Annotated in this window: 15 protein-coding genes; 4 read left to right on the top strand and 11 right to left on the bottom strand. The window is 62.3% G+C overall.

Annotation, left to right across the window (positions count from 1 at the left end):
• Nucleotides 1-1,956, bottom strand: coding sequence for an acetate--CoA ligase (gene acs, locus JF616_08010; GenBank protein ID MBW8887686.1), 1,956 nt, complete (start codon nt 1,954-1,956; stop codon nt 1-3).
• A gap of 149 nt (nt 1,957-2,105) precedes the next feature.
• On the opposite strand from acs, the gene JF616_08005 reads away from it, so the two are divergent.
• Nucleotides 2,106-2,465 carry a DUF423 domain-containing protein gene (locus JF616_08005; protein MBW8887685.1) on the top strand — a complete coding sequence of 120 codons (360 nt, stop codon included), beginning with the start codon at nt 2,106-2,108 and terminating at the stop codon, nt 2,463-2,465.
• Nucleotides 2,466-2,471: 6 nt separating this feature from the next.
• Here JF616_08005 and JF616_08000 read toward each other — a convergent pair whose 3' ends face one another.
• From JF616_08000 to JF616_07990, 3 genes are all read right to left on the bottom strand, one after another.
• Complete coding sequence (locus JF616_08000) at nt 2,472-3,401, bottom strand: hypothetical protein (GenBank protein MBW8887684.1); 930 nt, start codon at nt 3,399-3,401, stop codon at nt 2,472-2,474.
• A gap of 73 nt (nt 3,402-3,474) precedes the next feature.
• Complete coding sequence (locus tag JF616_07995; GenBank protein MBW8887683.1) at nt 3,475-3,813, bottom strand: Rieske 2Fe-2S domain-containing protein; 339 nt, start codon at nt 3,811-3,813, stop codon at nt 3,475-3,477.
• A gap of 4 nt (nt 3,814-3,817) precedes the next feature.
• Nucleotides 3,818-5,146 (bottom strand): serine/threonine protein kinase, encoded by a 1,329-nt coding sequence (locus tag JF616_07990; GenBank protein ID MBW8887682.1) that lies wholly within the window; start codon nt 5,144-5,146, stop codon nt 3,818-3,820.
• Between JF616_07990 and JF616_07985 the strand changes: the two genes are divergently transcribed.
• Both JF616_07985 and JF616_07980 read left to right on the top strand, forming a co-directional pair.
• Nucleotides 5,145-5,432, top strand: a complete 288-nt coding sequence (locus JF616_07985; protein ID MBW8887681.1) for a hypothetical protein — start codon at nt 5,145-5,147, stop codon at nt 5,430-5,432. The genes JF616_07990 and JF616_07985 overlap by 2 nt on opposite strands.
• A gap of 19 nt (nt 5,433-5,451) precedes the next feature.
• Nucleotides 5,452-6,111, top strand: coding sequence for an alpha/beta fold hydrolase (locus JF616_07980; protein MBW8887680.1), 660 nt, complete (start codon nt 5,452-5,454; stop codon nt 6,109-6,111).
• 22 nt (nt 6,112-6,133) lie between these two features.
• Here JF616_07980 and JF616_07975 read toward each other — a convergent pair whose 3' ends face one another.
• The 7 genes from JF616_07975 to JF616_07945 form a co-directional block, all read right to left on the bottom strand.
• On the bottom strand, nt 6,134-7,012 hold the full coding sequence (locus JF616_07975; protein ID MBW8887679.1) for a menaquinone biosynthesis protein: 879 nt from the start codon (nt 7,010-7,012) through the stop codon (nt 6,134-6,136).
• 131 nt (nt 7,013-7,143) lie between these two features.
• Nucleotides 7,144-7,440 (bottom strand): HU family DNA-binding protein, encoded by a 297-nt coding sequence (locus tag JF616_07970; GenBank protein ID MBW8887678.1) that lies wholly within the window; start codon nt 7,438-7,440, stop codon nt 7,144-7,146.
• Between the two features lie 450 nt (nt 7,441-7,890).
• Nucleotides 7,891-8,211: a DUF167 domain-containing protein gene (locus JF616_07965; GenBank protein ID MBW8887677.1), complete on the bottom strand. Its 321-nt coding sequence runs from the start codon at nt 8,209-8,211 to the stop codon at nt 7,891-7,893.
• A gap of 14 nt (nt 8,212-8,225) precedes the next feature.
• A complete protein-coding gene (locus tag JF616_07960) occupies nt 8,226-10,247 on the bottom strand; it encodes a thioredoxin domain-containing protein (protein MBW8887676.1) in 2,022 nt (673 codons plus the stop codon).
• A 75-nt stretch (nt 10,248-10,322) separates the two neighbouring features.
• Entirely contained in the window at nt 10,323-13,073 is a 2,751-nt protein-coding gene (locus tag JF616_07955) for a vitamin B12-dependent ribonucleotide reductase (protein ID MBW8887675.1), read from the bottom strand.
• A 106-nt stretch (nt 13,074-13,179) separates the two neighbouring features.
• On the bottom strand, nt 13,180-14,004 hold the full coding sequence (locus tag JF616_07950; GenBank protein ID MBW8887674.1) for a hypothetical protein: 825 nt from the start codon (nt 14,002-14,004) through the stop codon (nt 13,180-13,182).
• A 4-nt stretch (nt 14,005-14,008) separates the two neighbouring features.
• On the bottom strand, nt 14,009-14,872 hold the full coding sequence (locus JF616_07945) for a hypothetical protein (GenBank protein ID MBW8887673.1): 864 nt from the start codon (nt 14,870-14,872) through the stop codon (nt 14,009-14,011).
• Between the two features lie 608 nt (nt 14,873-15,480).
• On the opposite strand from JF616_07945, the gene JF616_07940 reads away from it, so the two are divergent.
• A partial coding sequence (locus JF616_07940) for a hypothetical protein (protein ID MBW8887672.1) occupies nt 15,481-16,323 on the top strand: 843 nt, incomplete at its 3' end.

Genomic DNA, 16,323 nt, shown 5'->3' with positions numbered 1-16,323 from the left:
TCAGTCCTCGTCCTGCCGCAGCTTGGCGAGCACGGTGAGATCTTCCAAGGTGGTCATGTCCCCCTTGGTATCCACGCCGTTGGCCACGTCGCGCAGCAGGCGCCGCATGATCTTGCCCGAACGGGTTTTCGGAAGCGCATCGGTGAAATGGATCTGATCGGGCATGGCCAAGGGCCCGATCATGTTGCGGACGTGGGCTTTCAAGGCATCGCTGGTCGCCTTGCTCTTCTCCGCGCCTTGGCCCAGGATCACGAAGGCGGCCACGCCTTCGCCCTTCATATCATGCTTGAAGCCTACCACGGCGGCTTCCACGACCGTGGCATGCGCCACCAGGGCGCTTTCCACTTCCATGGTCGACAAGCGATGGCCCGACACGTTCAGCACGTCGTCGATGCGGCCCAGGATCCAGATGTAGCCCTCGGCGTCCTTGACCGCGCCGTCTCCGGCCAGGTACCAACCTTGCTTGGCGAACCGGTTCCAGTAGACTTCCTTATAACGATCGTCGGCGCCGTACAAGGTTCGCAGCATGGAGGGCCAGGGTTGGCGGATGACCAGGAAGCCGCCCTGATTCGGGCCTAGCTCTTCGCCCTTGTCATTGACCACGGCGACGTCCACCCCGAAGAAGGGGAAGGTGGCCGAGCCTGGTTTGGTCGCGGTGATGCCGGGCAAGGGCGTGATCATGATGGCGCCGGTTTCCGTCTGCCACCAGGTATCCACGATGGGGCAACGCTTGCCGCCGATGACCTCGTGGTACCACATCCAGGCTTCCGGATTGATGGGTTCGCCCACCGAACCGAGCAGCCTTAAGGATGACAAGTCGTATTTGGCGGGCAGGTCGTCGCCCCATTTCATGAAGGAACGGATGGCGGTGGGCGCGGTGTAGAAGATGGTGACGCGGTAGCGTTCGATGATTTGCCAGAAGCGGTCGTTGGCGGGAGCGTTGGGCGCGCCCTCGTACATGAGCACGGTGGCGCCGGTATTGAGCGGGCCATAGACGACGTAGCTATGCCCGGTGACCCAACCGATGTCGGCCGTGCACCAATAGGTGTCCGCTTCCTTTAGGTCGAAGACGTACTTGGTGGTGAGATAGGTTCCCACCATGTAGCCGCCGGTGGTGTGCAAGATGCCCTTGGGCTTCCCGGTGCTTCCCGAGGTGTACAGGATGTACAGCGGATGCTCCGAATCCAGCTCTTCGGCCGGGCAATCGGCATCGGCTTGTCCCATCAGATCGTGCCACCAGAAATCGCGCCCGGTTTGCATTTGGATCTGCGTCTTGGCGCGGCTCACCACCACGCAGCTATGCACCGAAGGGCAGGTCTTGAGCGCTTCGTCGACCGTGTCCTTCAGGCGCAGCACGTTCCCGCGGCGATAGCCGCCATCGGCGGTGATGACCATTTTCGATTGCGCATCGTTCACGCGATCCGAGATGGCAGGCGCCGAGAAGCCGCCGAAGATGATGGAATGGACCGCGCCGATGCGGGCGCAGGCCAGCATGGCGATGGCCAGTTCGGGCACCATGGGCATGTACAGGGCGATGGTGTCGCCCTTCTTGATCCCGCGGGCCTTTAGGACGTTGGCGAACTTGCAAACCTGGCGGTGGAGTTCGCCATAGGTGAGCACCTTACGCTCGCCCGTCGGCTCGCCTTCCCACAGGATGGCGGCCTTGTTGCGGTGCTTCGCCAGGTGCTTGTCCAGGCAGTTATACGAGAGGTTGGTCTTGCCGCCCTCGAACCATTTCGCGAACGGGGCGTTGTCCCAATTGCGCACCCGGTCCCATTTCTTGAACCAATGCAATTGCCCCGCGACGCCGGCCCAGAATTTCTCCGGGTCCTTTACCGACTCATCGTACATGGCCCGGTATTCCTCCCAGGAGGAAATCGCGGCCTGCTTCCGGAAGCCTTCCGGGGCCGGGAACTTGCGGGTTTCGTTCAGGACGCTGTCGATATTGGCGGACATGCGTAACCTCGGAGTTGGAGGACTTATCCACCCGCGCGGGAATGGCGCGGGGATCCCGGGGAAATATAGTCCGCGGTCCTCCCGCGAAAAAGGGAGAAAGCGACTTCGAGGTCCTGGAACGGAGCCCCGCGTGGAAGTACCTTTAGCCCATGCTTTGGATCCGCATCGCGGCGGCGCTGGGATTCCTGGGGGTGGCCCTCGGGGCCTTCGGGGCCCATGCCTTGAAGTCCCGCCTCTCCGCCGATATGCTCGAGGTCTGGCATACGGGCGTGCTCTACCACTTGATACACGCCCTGGCCCTGCTGGCCCTCGCGCTGTATGCACGGGCCGCCGCTTCGCCCGCCCCGATTACCGCGCCGGCCATCGGCTTCGTAGTGGGCATTATCCTCTTCTCCGGTAGCCTGTACGCTCTGGCCCTGACGGGCTTCCGACCCTTGGGGGCGATTACCCCTTTCGGCGGCTTGTCCTTCCTTTTCGCCTGGGGTTGGATAGCCGTCAAAGGGCTCTGATCGGCATTACATGCCGAAGGCCTTCTGATCTTCCGAGAATGCCTTCATGCCCTCATCGCTCAGGGGATGATCCGCGACGGTGGACAGGATCGCGGCGGGCACGGTGAGGATATCGGCGCCGGCCAGCAGGCATTCCGTCAATTGCACTTGGTTGCGGAAGCTGGCGGCCAGGATCTCGGTCTTGATGCGGTAATTGGCGAACACGGTCGCGATCTCGAAGATGAGCCGCGCGCCCGCGTCCTTGGCCGGTCCGGCCGAAGCCACGTATTCGGTATTGGACATATGCTGATCGCCTTTGGCGTTCTTGTGATCCTCGACCCAATAGAGGGAATTGCCCGGGGTGCGTTCATGCGCATCATTCTTATAGGCGTAATCCGCGAGGCGGCCCAGGAACGGGCTCACGTAGGTCGCGCCCGCATTGGCCGCCCAGAAGGCCTGGGTGGTGTTGAAGACGAGGGTGGTATTCACCTTGATGCCGCGCTCCCACAAGCGGCGGATGACCTTGAGGCCGGTGAAGGGATCGGCGGAAGCGTTCACGGCGCGATAGCCGCCCACCGGTACCTTGATCACGGAGTTTTCCCCCAAGGCGGAAAGCTCTTCCGCCTGTTTCACCATCTTCTCCTCGTCCAACTCGGTGAGTTCGAGGGAGACGGGATACGGCTTCAACTTGGCGCAGAGATCCTTCATGATCTCCTTGGCGTTCCCCCAGGATTTGGCACCCGCCTTCTTGAGCAGGCTGGGATTGGTGGTGAGGCCGTTGATGATGCCGGCCTTGAACAAGGGTTCGATTTCCGACCAGGTGGCGGTGTCGGCGAAGATGCGCGGGGCCTTGGGGGCCGGGTGCGAAAGCGGATTTCCCGGCTTGTCGGCGTTGATGACCGGCATTTCCTGTTTGCGTTGCAGCATGGCGGAGCTATTGAATGCGGGTATAAACATGGATTCCCCTCCGGGTTCGTTTTTGGGTTGCGGAAAAGTTAAAACTTTGCGTGCGCGGACGCGACAGCGAAGTTCAGCCGGGCACGGTGATCAGGGCCTGATCGCCCTGTACGGAAACGGGAAAGGCATCCAGGGAAGCACCGACGCAGGGCCCGTAGTCGCAGAGGCCCGTGTCGACTTGGTAGGACGCCCCGTGGGTTTTGCACATGATCCGGTCGGCCGCGGGGTGGTAGAAATCCCCGTCCCCGAGATCCAGAGGCACGTACCAGTGCCGGCACTGGTTGAGGTAGGCGAAGTATCCTTCTCCATGGCGGATGAGGAAGCCTTGCGCCGGGCGACCGTTGCGGTCGAAGGCGAAGGTTCGGGCTTCGCCATGGGCCATGGCGCCGATCCCGTCGAGGCGGATCTCCATCCGCTCAGCGCCCGCGGAAACCGAAATACGCGGAGAGCATGACCAGGCAGCAGCCGGCCAAGGCGATGACGACCCAGAGCCATGCGGGCACCGGAGACGCATCGTCCCCTGGCTGCCCCATCCCTTTGACGCCGGCTCCTAACGCGACTTTGCCGGGGTCCCCCTCGGGTTCGGCAATCGTTAACGGCCCCTTGCCATGGGCGAAGCGCCGCTTGGAATGCGCGTCCTCCAAGGACCGATCGCCGAGTTGGGCGAAAGACGACAGGATTCCGCCTTCGGCGCCGGCTTCCATCCTGGCCGATGGGGACCCGGCCTCGGCGGCGGAAAAGACGGGGCCTTCCGTGGATCGCGAGGCTTCCCGCATCCAGGGTTCGTCTCCGCCCGCCGGCATGGTTCCGGTTCCCGGCATCCGCAGGGTGCCGGTTCCCGGGTCTTCGAAGTCCTCGTCCGGATTGTGCACGGAGGTGGGATCGGAAGTGATTTCCAAGGAAGGATGGGCTTGCGGCGACGCCGAGGCCGGGAGGATGGAACCGTTATCCTGGGGATGGGCCAGCAGGGAAGCCTGCAGGGAAACCACCGCTTGGCGGAACGCCTCGACGGTAGCGAAACGATCGAGGGGCCGGGGGGCCATGGCCTTGAGGATGATTTCGTCCGCCTCGATCCCGAAAGCGCGCGAGAGTTCGCTGGGCAACTTCAATTGCGGAGCGGGGGAACGGCCGGCCAGGACCTCGTACAACAAGGCGCCGATGGAATAGAAATCGCTTTGCGGGAGCAGGTTGCCCCAGTCCTGCCGCAGCTCCGGCGCCATGTAGGGCAGATAGCGGCGGGCATAGGAGTTGTATTCGAACTCCTGCGGGCTCAGGAAACCCACCACGCCGAAGTCCATGATGACCGGGCCGTTCAGGGTGATGAAGACGTTCTCGGGCTTGACGCAGCCGTAACATCCGCGTTCATGGATGGTTTCGAAGGTATCCAGGAGCGAGGCGATGAGGCCCAGGCCCGGCAGCACGCGGGTATCGAAGCTTAAACGTTCCATGAGCCAAAGGCGCAGGGGCGTGCCGCCCACCCATTCCATGGTGTAATAGGGCTGGCCTTCGTGGCGTCCCGTCTCCAGGATGCGGGCGATGCCTTTATGATCGTACTTGGCGACCGAGGCGGCCAAGAACAGGAAGCTGTCCGCGAGGCCGGATTCGGCGGCCTTGCGGGCATGCATGATCTTCAGGACCACTTCCCGGTTGCCCGCTCCCGAGTCGCGGCATAAATAGGCATTGCAGAGCGCGCCCAAACCCAGGTATTTCTCCACGCGATAGCGTCCGGCGAAGGTTTCGCCCATGCGCGGCAGCGGATTGCCGCCGCTGACCGCGGGAGGCTGGGCGCCCTGGGATTCGGGAAACGGCGCGGGTTGCCCCGCGGTACGGGCGGGCGTACGCGGCCTCGACGGCGCGGAAGGGAACACGGTTGCCGGGGACGATGGGGACGGCGCGGAAGCGGGGACCGCCGGAACCTGTCTCGCTCCGCAAGAGGGGCAGATGGCGACGTTGGCGGCGATGATCGCGCTGCATTCCCGGCATTCCATTCGCTTGCCTCCCGACTCACGCATAGCTTCAAATGTAGCTTAATTGCATATACTTTATCCTAATGCGCGTCTTACTGATCACCGGGTTCGCTTTGGATAAGCGCGCGTTCATTCGGCTCGATCTCCCTCCCGAATTCGAGACCTTCGATTTGATTCCCGCGCGACGGGGCGAGAGCCTACGCGACTACGCCTTGCGGATGGCGGCGGAAATCGGATTGCGGCCCGGCGACATCATCGGCGGCGTGTCATTAGGCGGCATGTTGGCCTTGGAGATGGCCCGGGCGATAGACGTGAGGGGGGCGCTCATCATCGCTTCCGCCACGCACCCGCGCCATATCCGCAAGCGCTTCCTATGGTTGTGGCCGATCGCCCCGCTCATGCCCGATTTCATCATCAGCCGGATATTCCGCCTGATCCCCGCCGTGTTGGCTTTGCAGAAGATGTTGGAACCTCCCGATCAGGCCCTGCTGGCCGACATCATGGGGCACTTCCCCCCCGCCCTGCTACGGGCCATGCCGCCGAAAATCGCGCGTTGGCCGGGATGCCGCCCGCCGGCGCGCTTCCGCCATCTCCACTCCACGGGCGATTGGCTGATCCGTCCCGCGGGCGATCCTCAATACCTGACCCTACTGAAGGGCGGCAACCACTTGATCACCATCTCCCATCCTCGCGAGGTGCGTGAGTGGCTGCTCCGAACGGTGCGGGAATTCGCGGCGGGATAAGAGCGGAAGAAGGAAACGTCCCTCAAGTTTCCGGCGCGAAGGCGAGTTCCGGGACCGCGGGCAGGAAGCCCTCTTCGTGGGCCAAGCGATAATAGATCGAAAGCGAGCTCGCATGCTTTTCGCCGAAACCGTAATCGGCCGTGGCGTAGAACCCTAACATCAGATCCCGCGGCAGATCGTTCGGATAGGCCGTGGTCCATAGGGCCAGGGCGGAAGCGGGATCGGCCTTGAAGGCAGCCACGGAAGCCATGAGCGCGCGACGGAAACGCGTCGCGGCCACGGCCTTGGCGGCCAGGGCGTCGCGTCGTATCATCCACAACCCGAAAGAGAAAGGCAGGTCTTGCCAACGCGCCCACACGTCGGCGAGATCGTATCGATAAGCCCATCTCCCGGAAAAGGATTCGCGCAAGGCGCGATCGCCGATGAACACGCGGCCCCGGGCCTCCCTGGCTTCCGTTTCGGTAGCCGACTCTCCCCCGCCGAGCAGGCGCGGCCGGACGTGGAAACGCCGGGAGCAGAGGATGCGGAAAAGCACGTTCGAGGTCGCCGAGTCGGAAGAGAGCGCGATCGGAACGCCGTCCAATCCTTCCCAAGGCACCTGGGAAAGGAACAGCACGGATTTCATCTCCATGGTGCTGGAGGTGGAAATGCCGGGGATCAAACGGTAATCCGCGGGATGCAATCCGTATTCGAAGCTGGACGAAGGCGCGGCGTCGACGCGGCCGGCGGCCAATTCGCCATTGAGGAAACGGGGGACGCCGTCGATGAAACGCACGTCGGGAAGCTCCGCGCCGCCAGGGGTTCCCGGCAAGGTGGAATGGAAGAAAGGCGCGCAGACCAGGAAAGGCAGGCGGCCCACGACCAGGGGGGCAGGCGCCCGAAGGCCGCCGAGGTTGTCCATCCGGCTAATTTAAAAAACCGGAAGCGGCCGGGCCGGAAACGAAAGGGACGACCCCCAGGCCGTCCCCTTTGCGGCGAAAGTTTCGCCGCGAACCGCTCGCGCGGATTCGACTCACGCGGACGCGGGAGCTTTTACTTGGTCTTCGCCTTCTTGGCGGTTTCCTTCAGGGCCACGCCGGCCTTGAAGCCCACGGTCTTGGAAGCCTTGATCTTGATCTCGGCGCCGGTGGAGGGATTGCGGCCCTTGCGGGCGGCGCGGGTCTTCACGGTGAAGGTGCCGAAGCCGATCAATTGCACCACGCCATCCTTCTTGATGCCGGACTCGATGCTTTCCAGCACCGCGTTGACGGCGCGCTCGGCGGCGGCCTTGGTCTCGATTCCGCTCTTGCCGTCCGCGAGCACCGTCTGTACCAATTCTTGCTTGTTCATGCGCTTTTCCTTTCGATGGGATGCGAGCCCGCGCGACCGCGTCCATGCGATGCTTCCGCGGCTCGGTCCAATTATATACTTCCGATCCCGTTAAAATGAAAGCGGGAATCGATCATTTATCCGCAATCGACGACCGCGAGCCTTACGCCCATAGGGCCTCCGGGCCATGCGACCGGGAACCCCCGTGGGACGGGGCTTGCGCGTGACGGTCCCTGGAAGGCCCGTGTTCATTGGGCCGGAATAAGGCATCTAAACCATTGTCGCCGGCCGAATTAGTAGAATCGGATCTAGTCGGTTACGCGCTCGCGCGCCATCGAAGCCGAACCGGGGGGTGACACGTAGGTTTCCCTACCGCAAGCCTTCTCGCGATGCCATCCAGATCCATGAAAATCAAGGAGTTAGGATTTACGCCGGCGGGTTTCGACCTTGCCCAACGGCTTCCGCCGCCGCTTAAGCGGGCAAGGACTTCGCCAGCCGGGCCCGGACGATATCGGGAGCGAGACCGTCGATGCGGAAGGTCTTGGCGCGCGCCGTCTGGCCGCGGGCCAATTCCACCGCCCGCTTGGGAACCCCGAGGAGATCGGAGAGGAAGGCCCGGGCAGCGGCATTGGCCGCGCCTTCCACGGGCGGGGCCGTAAGCCGGATGCGCAAGGCGCCTTCGGCGATGCCGAGCACGGCCTCGGACGATCCGCGCGGGGTGACCTTCACCTTGAGGAGGCAGCCCGAGCCATCGGGACGCAGGTCCAAATCATTCGCTCCCGGCGAATCCATGTCTTCGCCTTGTCTCAGGAACGGCCTAGGCGGATCAAGGCTTCGGCGACGGTTTCGGAGGGAAGATCGCAAACGCGGCCGCGGCAGACGAAGATGCGGGTTCGCGAAGCATCGATGCGGCCTTCCAGGAGCGGAAGGCTGCTGGGACCCGTACTACCGGCCAGAACCGCATCGGGAAGCCAATGCCGATCGAACTCGCGCCGACGCGCTTCCGCTTCCGGCCCCGCGATGACGACTTCGTAGAACGGGGTCGCCGAGCGCAAGGCCAGGAGGGCCCAGTTCGAATAGCCGGGGACGTAGGCGGGCATGTCCCCTCGCACTTGCGCGAGCATGTGGGCCGATCGATCCAGGAAGCGATCATCGCCTAGCAAGGTGCCCAGGGAATGCAGGGCTTTGGCCAGGCTGGAATTGCCCGCCGGAGTCACGTTATCCATGACCTCGAACTTGCGCGCCACCAGGGGTGCATCGAGGTCGGAGGTGAAAAAGCATAGACCCGATTCGGGATCCAGGAAATGCGCCAGGGCGTAGTCGGCCAACTCGCGCGCCGCCGTCAGCCACTTCTCGGCGAAGGTGGCCTGGTACAATTCCACCAGGGCTTCGGCCATGAAGGCATAATCCTCCAGGAAGGCATTGATGGTCCAACGACCGGCCTTATAGGACCGGTGCAGACCGCCATCCGGGCGGCGGCCGTTCTCCAGGATGAAGCCGAGGTTCTTTTCCGCAGCCCGCAAGTATGCTTCTTCGCCGAGGGCTCGATAGGCGGCCACGTAGCCCTTGGACATCATGGCGTTCCAAGCCGTGAGGCTCTTATCGTCGAGCCCGGGCCGTACGCGTTGCGCGCGGATGCCCGCCAATTTTGCCTTGGACCGCTCCATGCGCCGCGTCCATTCTTCCACGGGCAGTCCCGCGGCCGCGGCCAGTTCCCGATCCCGCGCTTTGCGCAACGGGATATAATGGCCGTCCTCCCAGAACCCGATCGAGTTGATGTTATACGCGTCCCGGAACAAGGGAAAGTCTTCCGCCAAGGCGCTCTCGAGTTCTTCCTTGGCCCAGACGTAATACTTGCCCTCTTCCCCTTCGCTGTCGGCGTCCAGAGCCGAATAGAACGCGCCTTCGGGGGCGGTAAGTTCCCGGGCCACGAAGGCGGCGGTTTCGCGGACCACCTGGGCATAGAGCGGATCGCCGACCGCCTGGTAGGCTTCCGCGTACAACTCCAGCAATTGCCCGTTGTCGTACAGCATCTTCTCGAAATGCGGGACCTTCCATAGGCCGTCGGTGGCATAACGGGCGAAGCCTCCGCCTAGATGGTCGTAGATGCCGCCGAAGGCCATCTTGTCCAAGGTCAAAAGCACCTGGGCCCTGACCTCCTCGTCCCCGGCGGCGCGCGCATAGCGCAGCAGGAATTGCCAATTGTTCGGCAAGGGGAACTTAGGCGCCCGATTGGCGCCGCCTTCGCGGCGATCGAAAAGCGGCTTCCACTGCGCGACCAGGCCGCGCAGATCGTCCAGGGACATGGGCGCCTCCGCCTCCGCAGGGCCGGACCATTCCTGCCGCCGCACGCCTTGGGTCAGTTTCTCGGCGTACTGCTCCACCTTGGCCGGATCGCCCGCATGCAGGTTCGCCAGGCCCAGCAGCACCTCGCGCCATTGCGCCGGGCGGTAATAGGTCCCGCCATAGATGGGACGGCCGTCGGGGAGGGCGAAACAATTCAGGGGCCATCCGCCTTGGCTGCTCACCAATTGCACCGCGTTCATGTACACTTGGTCCACGTCGGGGCGCTCCTCGCGATCCACCTTAATGCAAACGAAGCGCTCGTTCATGAGGGCGGCGATCTCCTCGTCCTCGAAGGATTCGCGTTCCATTACGTGGCACCAATGGCAGGCCGAATAGCCGATGCTGATCAGCAGAATCTTGTTCTCGCGCTTGGCCTTCTCCAAGGCCTCCGGGCCCCAGGCATGCCAATCCACGGGGTTATGCGCGTGCTGGAGGAGGTATGGGCTGGTCTCGTGGATGAGGCGGTTGGTGTGCTGGGGCATGCGGCAAAACTAGAATGACCGCGGTGGCTTGGGAACCTTTATCTGATGGTCCCGCTCACGAATGGCGATCGCGAATCAAGAACATCCGCTCGTGCTCCCGCAGTTGCCGCAACGAAAGCAAGACCCGGCCGGCATCATGATCGATCCGCATTCCGGGCAAGGCGGCGCGTCCATGTCCATGGGGGCGGGCGCAGGTGAGGCCGCGAAGCCGCTCGCGGGAACCGCGGCGGAGGACACGGAGACACCGGTCGCGGTGGACCCCGGGTTAGCCGTGGGACTTCCCAATGCCAGCAGGCCTTCGTCCGCATCGGCGACGGCCGCCTGGGCTTCGGCCGCCGGCAGGAACTTGAGCGCCAGCCAGCGGAAGATGTAATCGGTGATCGACTTGGCGATGCGGATGTGGGGATTGTTGGTGAATCCCGAGGGCTCGTAGCGGCTATGGCTGAACTTGTCCACCAGGACCTTCAAAGGCACGCCGTATTGCAAGGCCAGCGAGACGGCGGTGGCGAAGCTGTCCAAAAGCCCGGAGACTACCGAACCCTCCTTGGACATGACGATGAAAAGCTCCCCCGGCGTGCCGTCCTCGTATTTGCCCACGGTGACATAGGCCTCGTGCCCGGCGATGCTGAACTTATGCGTGATGGCTTCGCGTTCATCGGGAAGGCGGCGGCGCGCCGGGCGGGCCTCGCCGCGGACGCGGTCCCCCGCGGACGTCGACAGGGGTTGGGTGCGCTTGGATCCGTCCCGGTAGATGGCGACCGACTTGAGACCCAGCTTCCAGGCCTCGGTAAAGACGGCGGCCAAGGTTTCGGGAGTGGATTCGGCCGGCAGGTTGACCGTCTTGGAGATGGCTCCCGATAGGAAGGGCTGTACCGCGGCCATCATCCCCAGATGGCCTTCGGGACGGATGCTGCGCGTGGCCCCTTCGGCGGCGAAAGCGCAATCGAAGATGGGCAGGTGGACGGCTTTCAGGTGCGGCGCGCCTTCCAGGGTACCGCGCTTCTCCAGGTAGGCCAACATCTCGGCGCGTTCCGCATCGCCATAGCCCAGCCGCTTAAGCGCCTCGGGGACGGCGCGGTTGGCTATGCGCAGCATGCCTCCGCCGGAAAGGCGCTTGTATTTGACCAAGGCGAGATCGGGCTCCACCCCCGTTGTGTCGCAATCCATCATGAAAGCGATGGTGCCCGTGGGCGCCAGCACCGTCACCTGCGCGTTACGGTAGCCATGGGCCTTGCCCAAGGCGACGGCTTCCTCCAAGGCCCGCAGGGCGGCCGTCCGCAAGGCCGCCGGTGCGCCCGCTTTCCCCAGGGACCGCGCGGCCGAAAGATGCATGCCCATCACCCGCAGCATGGCGGAACGGTTGGGCGGAAATCCTTGGAAAGGCCCCACGACCGCGGCGATGCGCGCCGACATGGCATTGGCCCGCCCATGCATCAAGGCCGTCACCGCCGCCGCGTAATCGCGGCCTTCGTCGCTATCGTAAGGCAGGCCCAGTGCCATCAGCACGGCCCCCAGATTGGCGTAGCCCAAGCCCAAGGGACGGAACGCATGCGAATTGCGGGCGATGGCTTCGGTGGGATACCCCGCTTCGCCGACCAAGATCTCCTGCGCCAGGATGGAGATGTCGACGGCATGCCCGAAAGCCTCCGTGTCGAAGGACCCGTCGTCCCCCAGGAAGCGCATCAGGTTCAACGAGGCCAGATTGCAGGCGGAATCGTCCAGGAACATGTACTCCGAGCAGGGATTGCTCGCGTTGATGCGGCCGCTCTCCGGGCAGGTGTGCCAGCGGTTGATGGTCGAATCGAATTGGATGCCGGGATCGCCGCATATCCAGGCAGCCTCGGAAATCTCCCGCAACAAATCCGCGGCCTTCATGGTACCCGCAGGGCTCCCGTCCAGCCGATTATGCGTAACCCACTCCCTGCCCTCCAGCGCCGCGCGCATGCAGGCATCGGTTACCCGCACGGAGTGGTTCGCATTCTGGAACTGCACGGAGTCGTAGGCGCCTCCCGGCTCGTTGAAGCCGCCCGCGAAGCCCGCGTCAATAAGGGCCCAGGCCTTCTTCTCCTCGACGGCCTTGCAGCGGATGAACTCCAGGATATCGGGATGATCGGCATCCACGATGACCATCTTGGCGGCCCGGCGCGTCTTGCCGCCGGATTTGATCACCCCGGCGAAACTGTCGAAGCCGCGCATGAAGGAAACCGGTCCCGAGGCCGTGCCGCCTCCGGAAATGGGTTCTTTGCTTCCACGCAGCTTGGAGAAGTTGGTTCCCGTGCCCGAGCCGTACTTGAAGAGGCGCCCTTCGGTGCGCACCAACCCCAGGATCGACTCCATGTCGTCCTCGACGGAATTGATGAAGCACGCCGAGCACTGCGGCTTAGTCTCTATGCCGACGTTGAACCAGACCGGGGAATTGAAAGCGAGCTTCTGATGCGCCAGCAGGTGGGCCAGTTCGCGTCGGAAAGTTTCCGCGGCTTCTCCGCCGGCGAAATACCCCTGCGCCAGCCCCCACCCCGTGATGGTATCGACCACGCGCCCGATCAGGGTTTTGAGGGAATCCTCGCGCCCGCTTCTTCCTCCATGAAAATATTTGGACGCCACGATTTGCGAGGCGGATTGGGACCAGGTCTTGGGGAACTCGACGGACTTCTGCGCGAAGATCACGCGACCGGCTTCATCCTCGATGATGGCGTCGCGACGCTCCCATTCCAGGGCCTCGAAGGGGTGCCCGTCGGGAGCAAAGAAGGAGGGAATTTCCAGGCCCTGGGGCGGTTCCCCTGAAGCACCTGGTGAAGATTGGGATTCAGGCCGGGAATCGGGCATAGGTTACCTGGAGGCTACCCCTTAACGGGGCCGCCTCCAAGTATGAATCTATCACGGATCCGAGCGAAGGGCAATCCCCGATGCCCCACCGGCAAGCGGGGCCCGCTTACTGGACCTGGATTTTCTCCCCGAAAGACGAACCCTCGGCATGGCCGGCCACGACGTACAGGCCCGGGCGCAGCGGACCGCTCTCGAAATGGGTGGGGCCCGAACCGGAAGCCTCAGCGGCCCGCGAGCCGTTTAAACGGAGAACCTCCAGATTCCAGGCGCCGGCGAAAGGGACGTCCAAGGACACGTGCCCCAGATGCATTGAGGCATGGATCCGGCTCGCGAAGGACGCCACGGGAGCCGAGACCACGGTGGTGACATTGTTGACCGAGTTCAAGGTGTAGTACCCCACATTGGTCCACAGATCCGCTCCGCTGGCGCTCTTGATGGCCGTATTGGCGGTGATGGCGTACATGCGCTTGGTGGAAAGGCTCGCCGGTTTGAGGTGGACATGCTTGCCATCGGCTGAGAGGGTGGCGGAAGAGACCGCCACGTTGATGTTGTTATCGGAAGTATTCAGATCGCCCCCATAAGCGTGCACGGGGGTATACACCGTGGTCTTGATGCTCCAATTGGAGGCTTGGCCGGCCATGGCTCCAGCCGCTTCGGTGAATTCGATATCGAATCCATCGGACACCGAACGGATGGCGAGGATGTCGAAAGGAGCCGTCGTCGTAGGGGTCAACAGATCCAAACCGCGGCAGGTTCCTTGCCAGTTCCAATTGTTCGAGCCGCCGAGATCGCAAGTGCCCCCGCCGATGCCCGCGGCCAGGATGGTTCCGGTTGGCGTATACAGGAATTGTTGCACGCCGAATTGGATGCCTCCCCCGCCCAACTTTTGCGACATGAAGGTGAAAGCGGCGCCTTGGTATTCGCCGTTCACCTTTTCACAGGAATGGATGCGTGGGGCTGTTGCTGAAGCCTCCGTAGGGCAACCACACCGCCGGCGGATAGACGGGATCGGCGGGGCAATTGTCCTGGGCCAGATTGTCCGGGGTAGTGCCGCAGGCGTTGTTCACCGTGGTGCGGTATCCGTAAAAGCGGCCATCGGTGGCCAAGTTTCCCTTGGTGGGAATCCAGTACATCAGATCCGCGGGCTTCCAGTCACCCTGGTTATCCGTGATGAAAATCTCGTCGTCCGGTCCCAGCGCGATGCCGTCGGTATTCCGCATGCCGCGGGCGAATTGGGTGTAGCCGCTTCCGTTGAAGGCCACCTTTAACAGGCCCCCGCGTTGCTTGGGGTCATCTTCCTTGGGGGGATAGGCCATGCCGGTGGTGAACCAGAAGGCGGAATCCTTATAGACCAAGCCCCAGGAAAAATGGTGCCACATGGTGTCGTCATACCATTGGGTATTCAGGCTCCAAACGGTGGACTTGGTCCAAGTCGTGCCCGACCCGGTGAACTTCAAGAGACGGGGCTTCTCCATGACGTAAAAGTCCGAGCCCACCACGGCCACGCCGAGCGGTTCGCGCAAGCCCTGGGAAATACGCGTCGGGGTACCCGGGGTCCCGGTGGCCAGGGCGGGGATAATCCACACCTCGCCTACGGTTTTCTGGCTTCCGCCCCAGGTGCAGATGACCCCGTCCCCGTTAGGGAGCAAAGCCATCCCGCCGATGCCGCCGATGTTGCTCAAGGCGGAGGGCATGATGTCCTTGACCGTCACGTACGGGTTCAAGGTGCTCATCGCCGATGCCGAACATACGGCCAAGCCAGTCGCAACCAGCGCCGTCCCCCAATTTCCCAGCTTCATTCTTCTTCCCCTTCTTTACGCGCCCAACCTAAAAGGCTAAAGCGCATTCCCCAACACCGCGGCCCAATTCCGGTTTTTGCGTTCCTGCACCCCAGCCACAACGCAGGTATGCCAAAATACTGCGCCAGCCTCATCTGATAAATGAGTTATGGCGACTTGTCCACGACGGTGAAACCCGGATAACTGGAGGGTGGGGAAAATAAATCCACAAATCCTTTCCGACAACCGGGTAAACAGCCTACTGGACGGATGGAATTTACCGAAATCCGGCTCTTTGCGCTGCATAACTTTTGCAACAGAACACCTGGGACGAGCGGAAGCTTTAACCTGGTTCTTGCGCGAAAAGCAGGAAAAACAGACGCTGGGCCTCGCAATGATCAGGTGTAGCGCCCCACACCCGTTGATTACGTGGCTATGCGGAAATTGGTTTGAAAGATGGCTACGATTTACCTAATCTCCCCAATCCTTTGCGCCGTGAATGGAGAGATCGCCCCAAAAGCAGGCGATACGATCTAACTTTTTGCCTTCGACCTTACGGGGAATTGGGTACCTTACCATACATTCGATGGACCATTAGAGGGGGAGCTGTGATCAGAAAGGTATTGGAGATGAAGAATCGCGTGAAAGTGGGGGGTCTTTTAACGGTTGTTGGGGTCTTGGGCGCCGTCTCAATGGTCCGGGCGCAAGCCGATTACTTACCGCCACTAAACGGAACCATATTACCCATTTGGCAAACTCAGGGTGAGTACTACGGGACCCAAACCCAGGACTCCACCAAACATTTAGGCGCATGGATCGTTGCCAATGGCGGGTCCAGCTATGGTTTGGTCGTCCTACCCAACGGCTTGTTGCCCATGCCCGGCCAGCCTTATGGCGGATGGGATAAGAAGACCCTGTATCAAGGAGCCAGCGGGCCCGCCAACGGCACCCTGAACAATAAGATTTTTAATGTCAGTACTACTTCGGGCGGGTATGTCTCGGACAGCATCACGGGTACCGGAGAAGAGAAGTCCCTTTATTTGCATAACGGCTCGACCACTTATGTGCTGCATCGCGTCAAGCGCCATAGCCCGACCTTGGGGCTGAAGGCTACGAAGGTCGCCGCCCTCACTGGCGGCAGCGGAGTGGTCTCCCTGTTCGACTCCGCCACCGGTTCCGCTGATTTGTCGAAATGGGTCGCGCAGGAAAACGCGCCAAAACTGCTAAACGGCTACCTGTATCGTGGAATCCACTCGGTTGCCACCATGGGCAGAGTACTTATGCACATCGAATTTTTTTCCTGTTTTAATCCCACCGCAACTGATCAAGGTCGCGCCAATAGCGGGATTTATCAGCAAGGCCGTTATGAAACACAAGTGCTGGATAATTTCGGAATGCCGGCTACCGAGGGGAAATGGGATAAATATGGCGCGATTTATAGCATAAATGATCCGCCCTTTAATGCGGAGCTG

The organism is Fibrobacterota bacterium (assembly GCA_019509785.1).
In the GTDB taxonomy this organism is placed as follows: Bacteria; Fibrobacterota; Fibrobacteria; order UBA11236; family UBA11236; genus Chersky-265.
The sequence above is the reverse complement of the archived record's forward strand: the minus strand, read 5'-3'. Positions and strand labels throughout refer to the sequence as shown.

What these genes read in the sequence shown, in the direction of transcription:
- acs (MBW8887686.1), bottom strand. Translation starts at nt 1,956, where the DNA reads ATGTCCGCCAATATCGACAGCGTCCTGAACGAAACCCGCAAGTTCCCG.
- JF616_08005 (MBW8887685.1), top strand. Translation starts at nt 2,106, where the DNA reads ATGCTTTGGATCCGCATCGCGGCGGCGCTGGGATTCCTGGGGGTGGCC.
- JF616_08000 (MBW8887684.1), bottom strand. Translation starts at nt 3,401, where the DNA reads ATGTTTATACCCGCATTCAATAGCTCCGCCATGCTGCAACGCAAACAG.
- JF616_07995 (MBW8887683.1), bottom strand. Translation starts at nt 3,813, where the DNA reads ATGGAGATCCGCCTCGACGGGATCGGCGCCATGGCCCATGGCGAAGCC.
- JF616_07985 (MBW8887681.1), top strand. Translation starts at nt 5,145, where the DNA reads ATGCGCGGCAGCGGATTGCCGCCGCTGACCGCGGGAGGCTGGGCGCCC.
- JF616_07990 (MBW8887682.1), bottom strand. Translation starts at nt 5,146, where the DNA reads ATGGGCGAAACCTTCGCCGGACGCTATCGCGTGGAGAAATACCTGGGT.
- JF616_07980 (MBW8887680.1), top strand. Translation starts at nt 5,452, where the DNA reads ATGCGCGTCTTACTGATCACCGGGTTCGCTTTGGATAAGCGCGCGTTC.
- JF616_07975 (MBW8887679.1), bottom strand. Translation starts at nt 7,012, where the DNA reads ATGGACAACCTCGGCGGCCTTCGGGCGCCTGCCCCCCTGGTCGTGGGC.
- JF616_07970 (MBW8887678.1), bottom strand. Translation starts at nt 7,440, where the DNA reads ATGAACAAGCAAGAATTGGTACAGACGGTGCTCGCGGACGGCAAGAGC.
- JF616_07965 (MBW8887677.1), bottom strand. Translation starts at nt 8,211, where the DNA reads ATGGATTCGCCGGGAGCGAATGATTTGGACCTGCGTCCCGATGGCTCG.
- JF616_07960 (MBW8887676.1), bottom strand. Translation starts at nt 10,247, where the DNA reads ATGCCCCAGCACACCAACCGCCTCATCCACGAGACCAGCCCATACCTC.
- JF616_07955 (MBW8887675.1), bottom strand. Translation starts at nt 13,073, where the DNA reads ATGCCCGATTCCCGGCCTGAATCCCAATCTTCACCAGGTGCTTCAGGG.
- JF616_07945 (MBW8887673.1), bottom strand. Translation starts at nt 14,872, where the DNA reads ATGAAGCTGGGAAATTGGGGGACGGCGCTGGTTGCGACTGGCTTGGCC.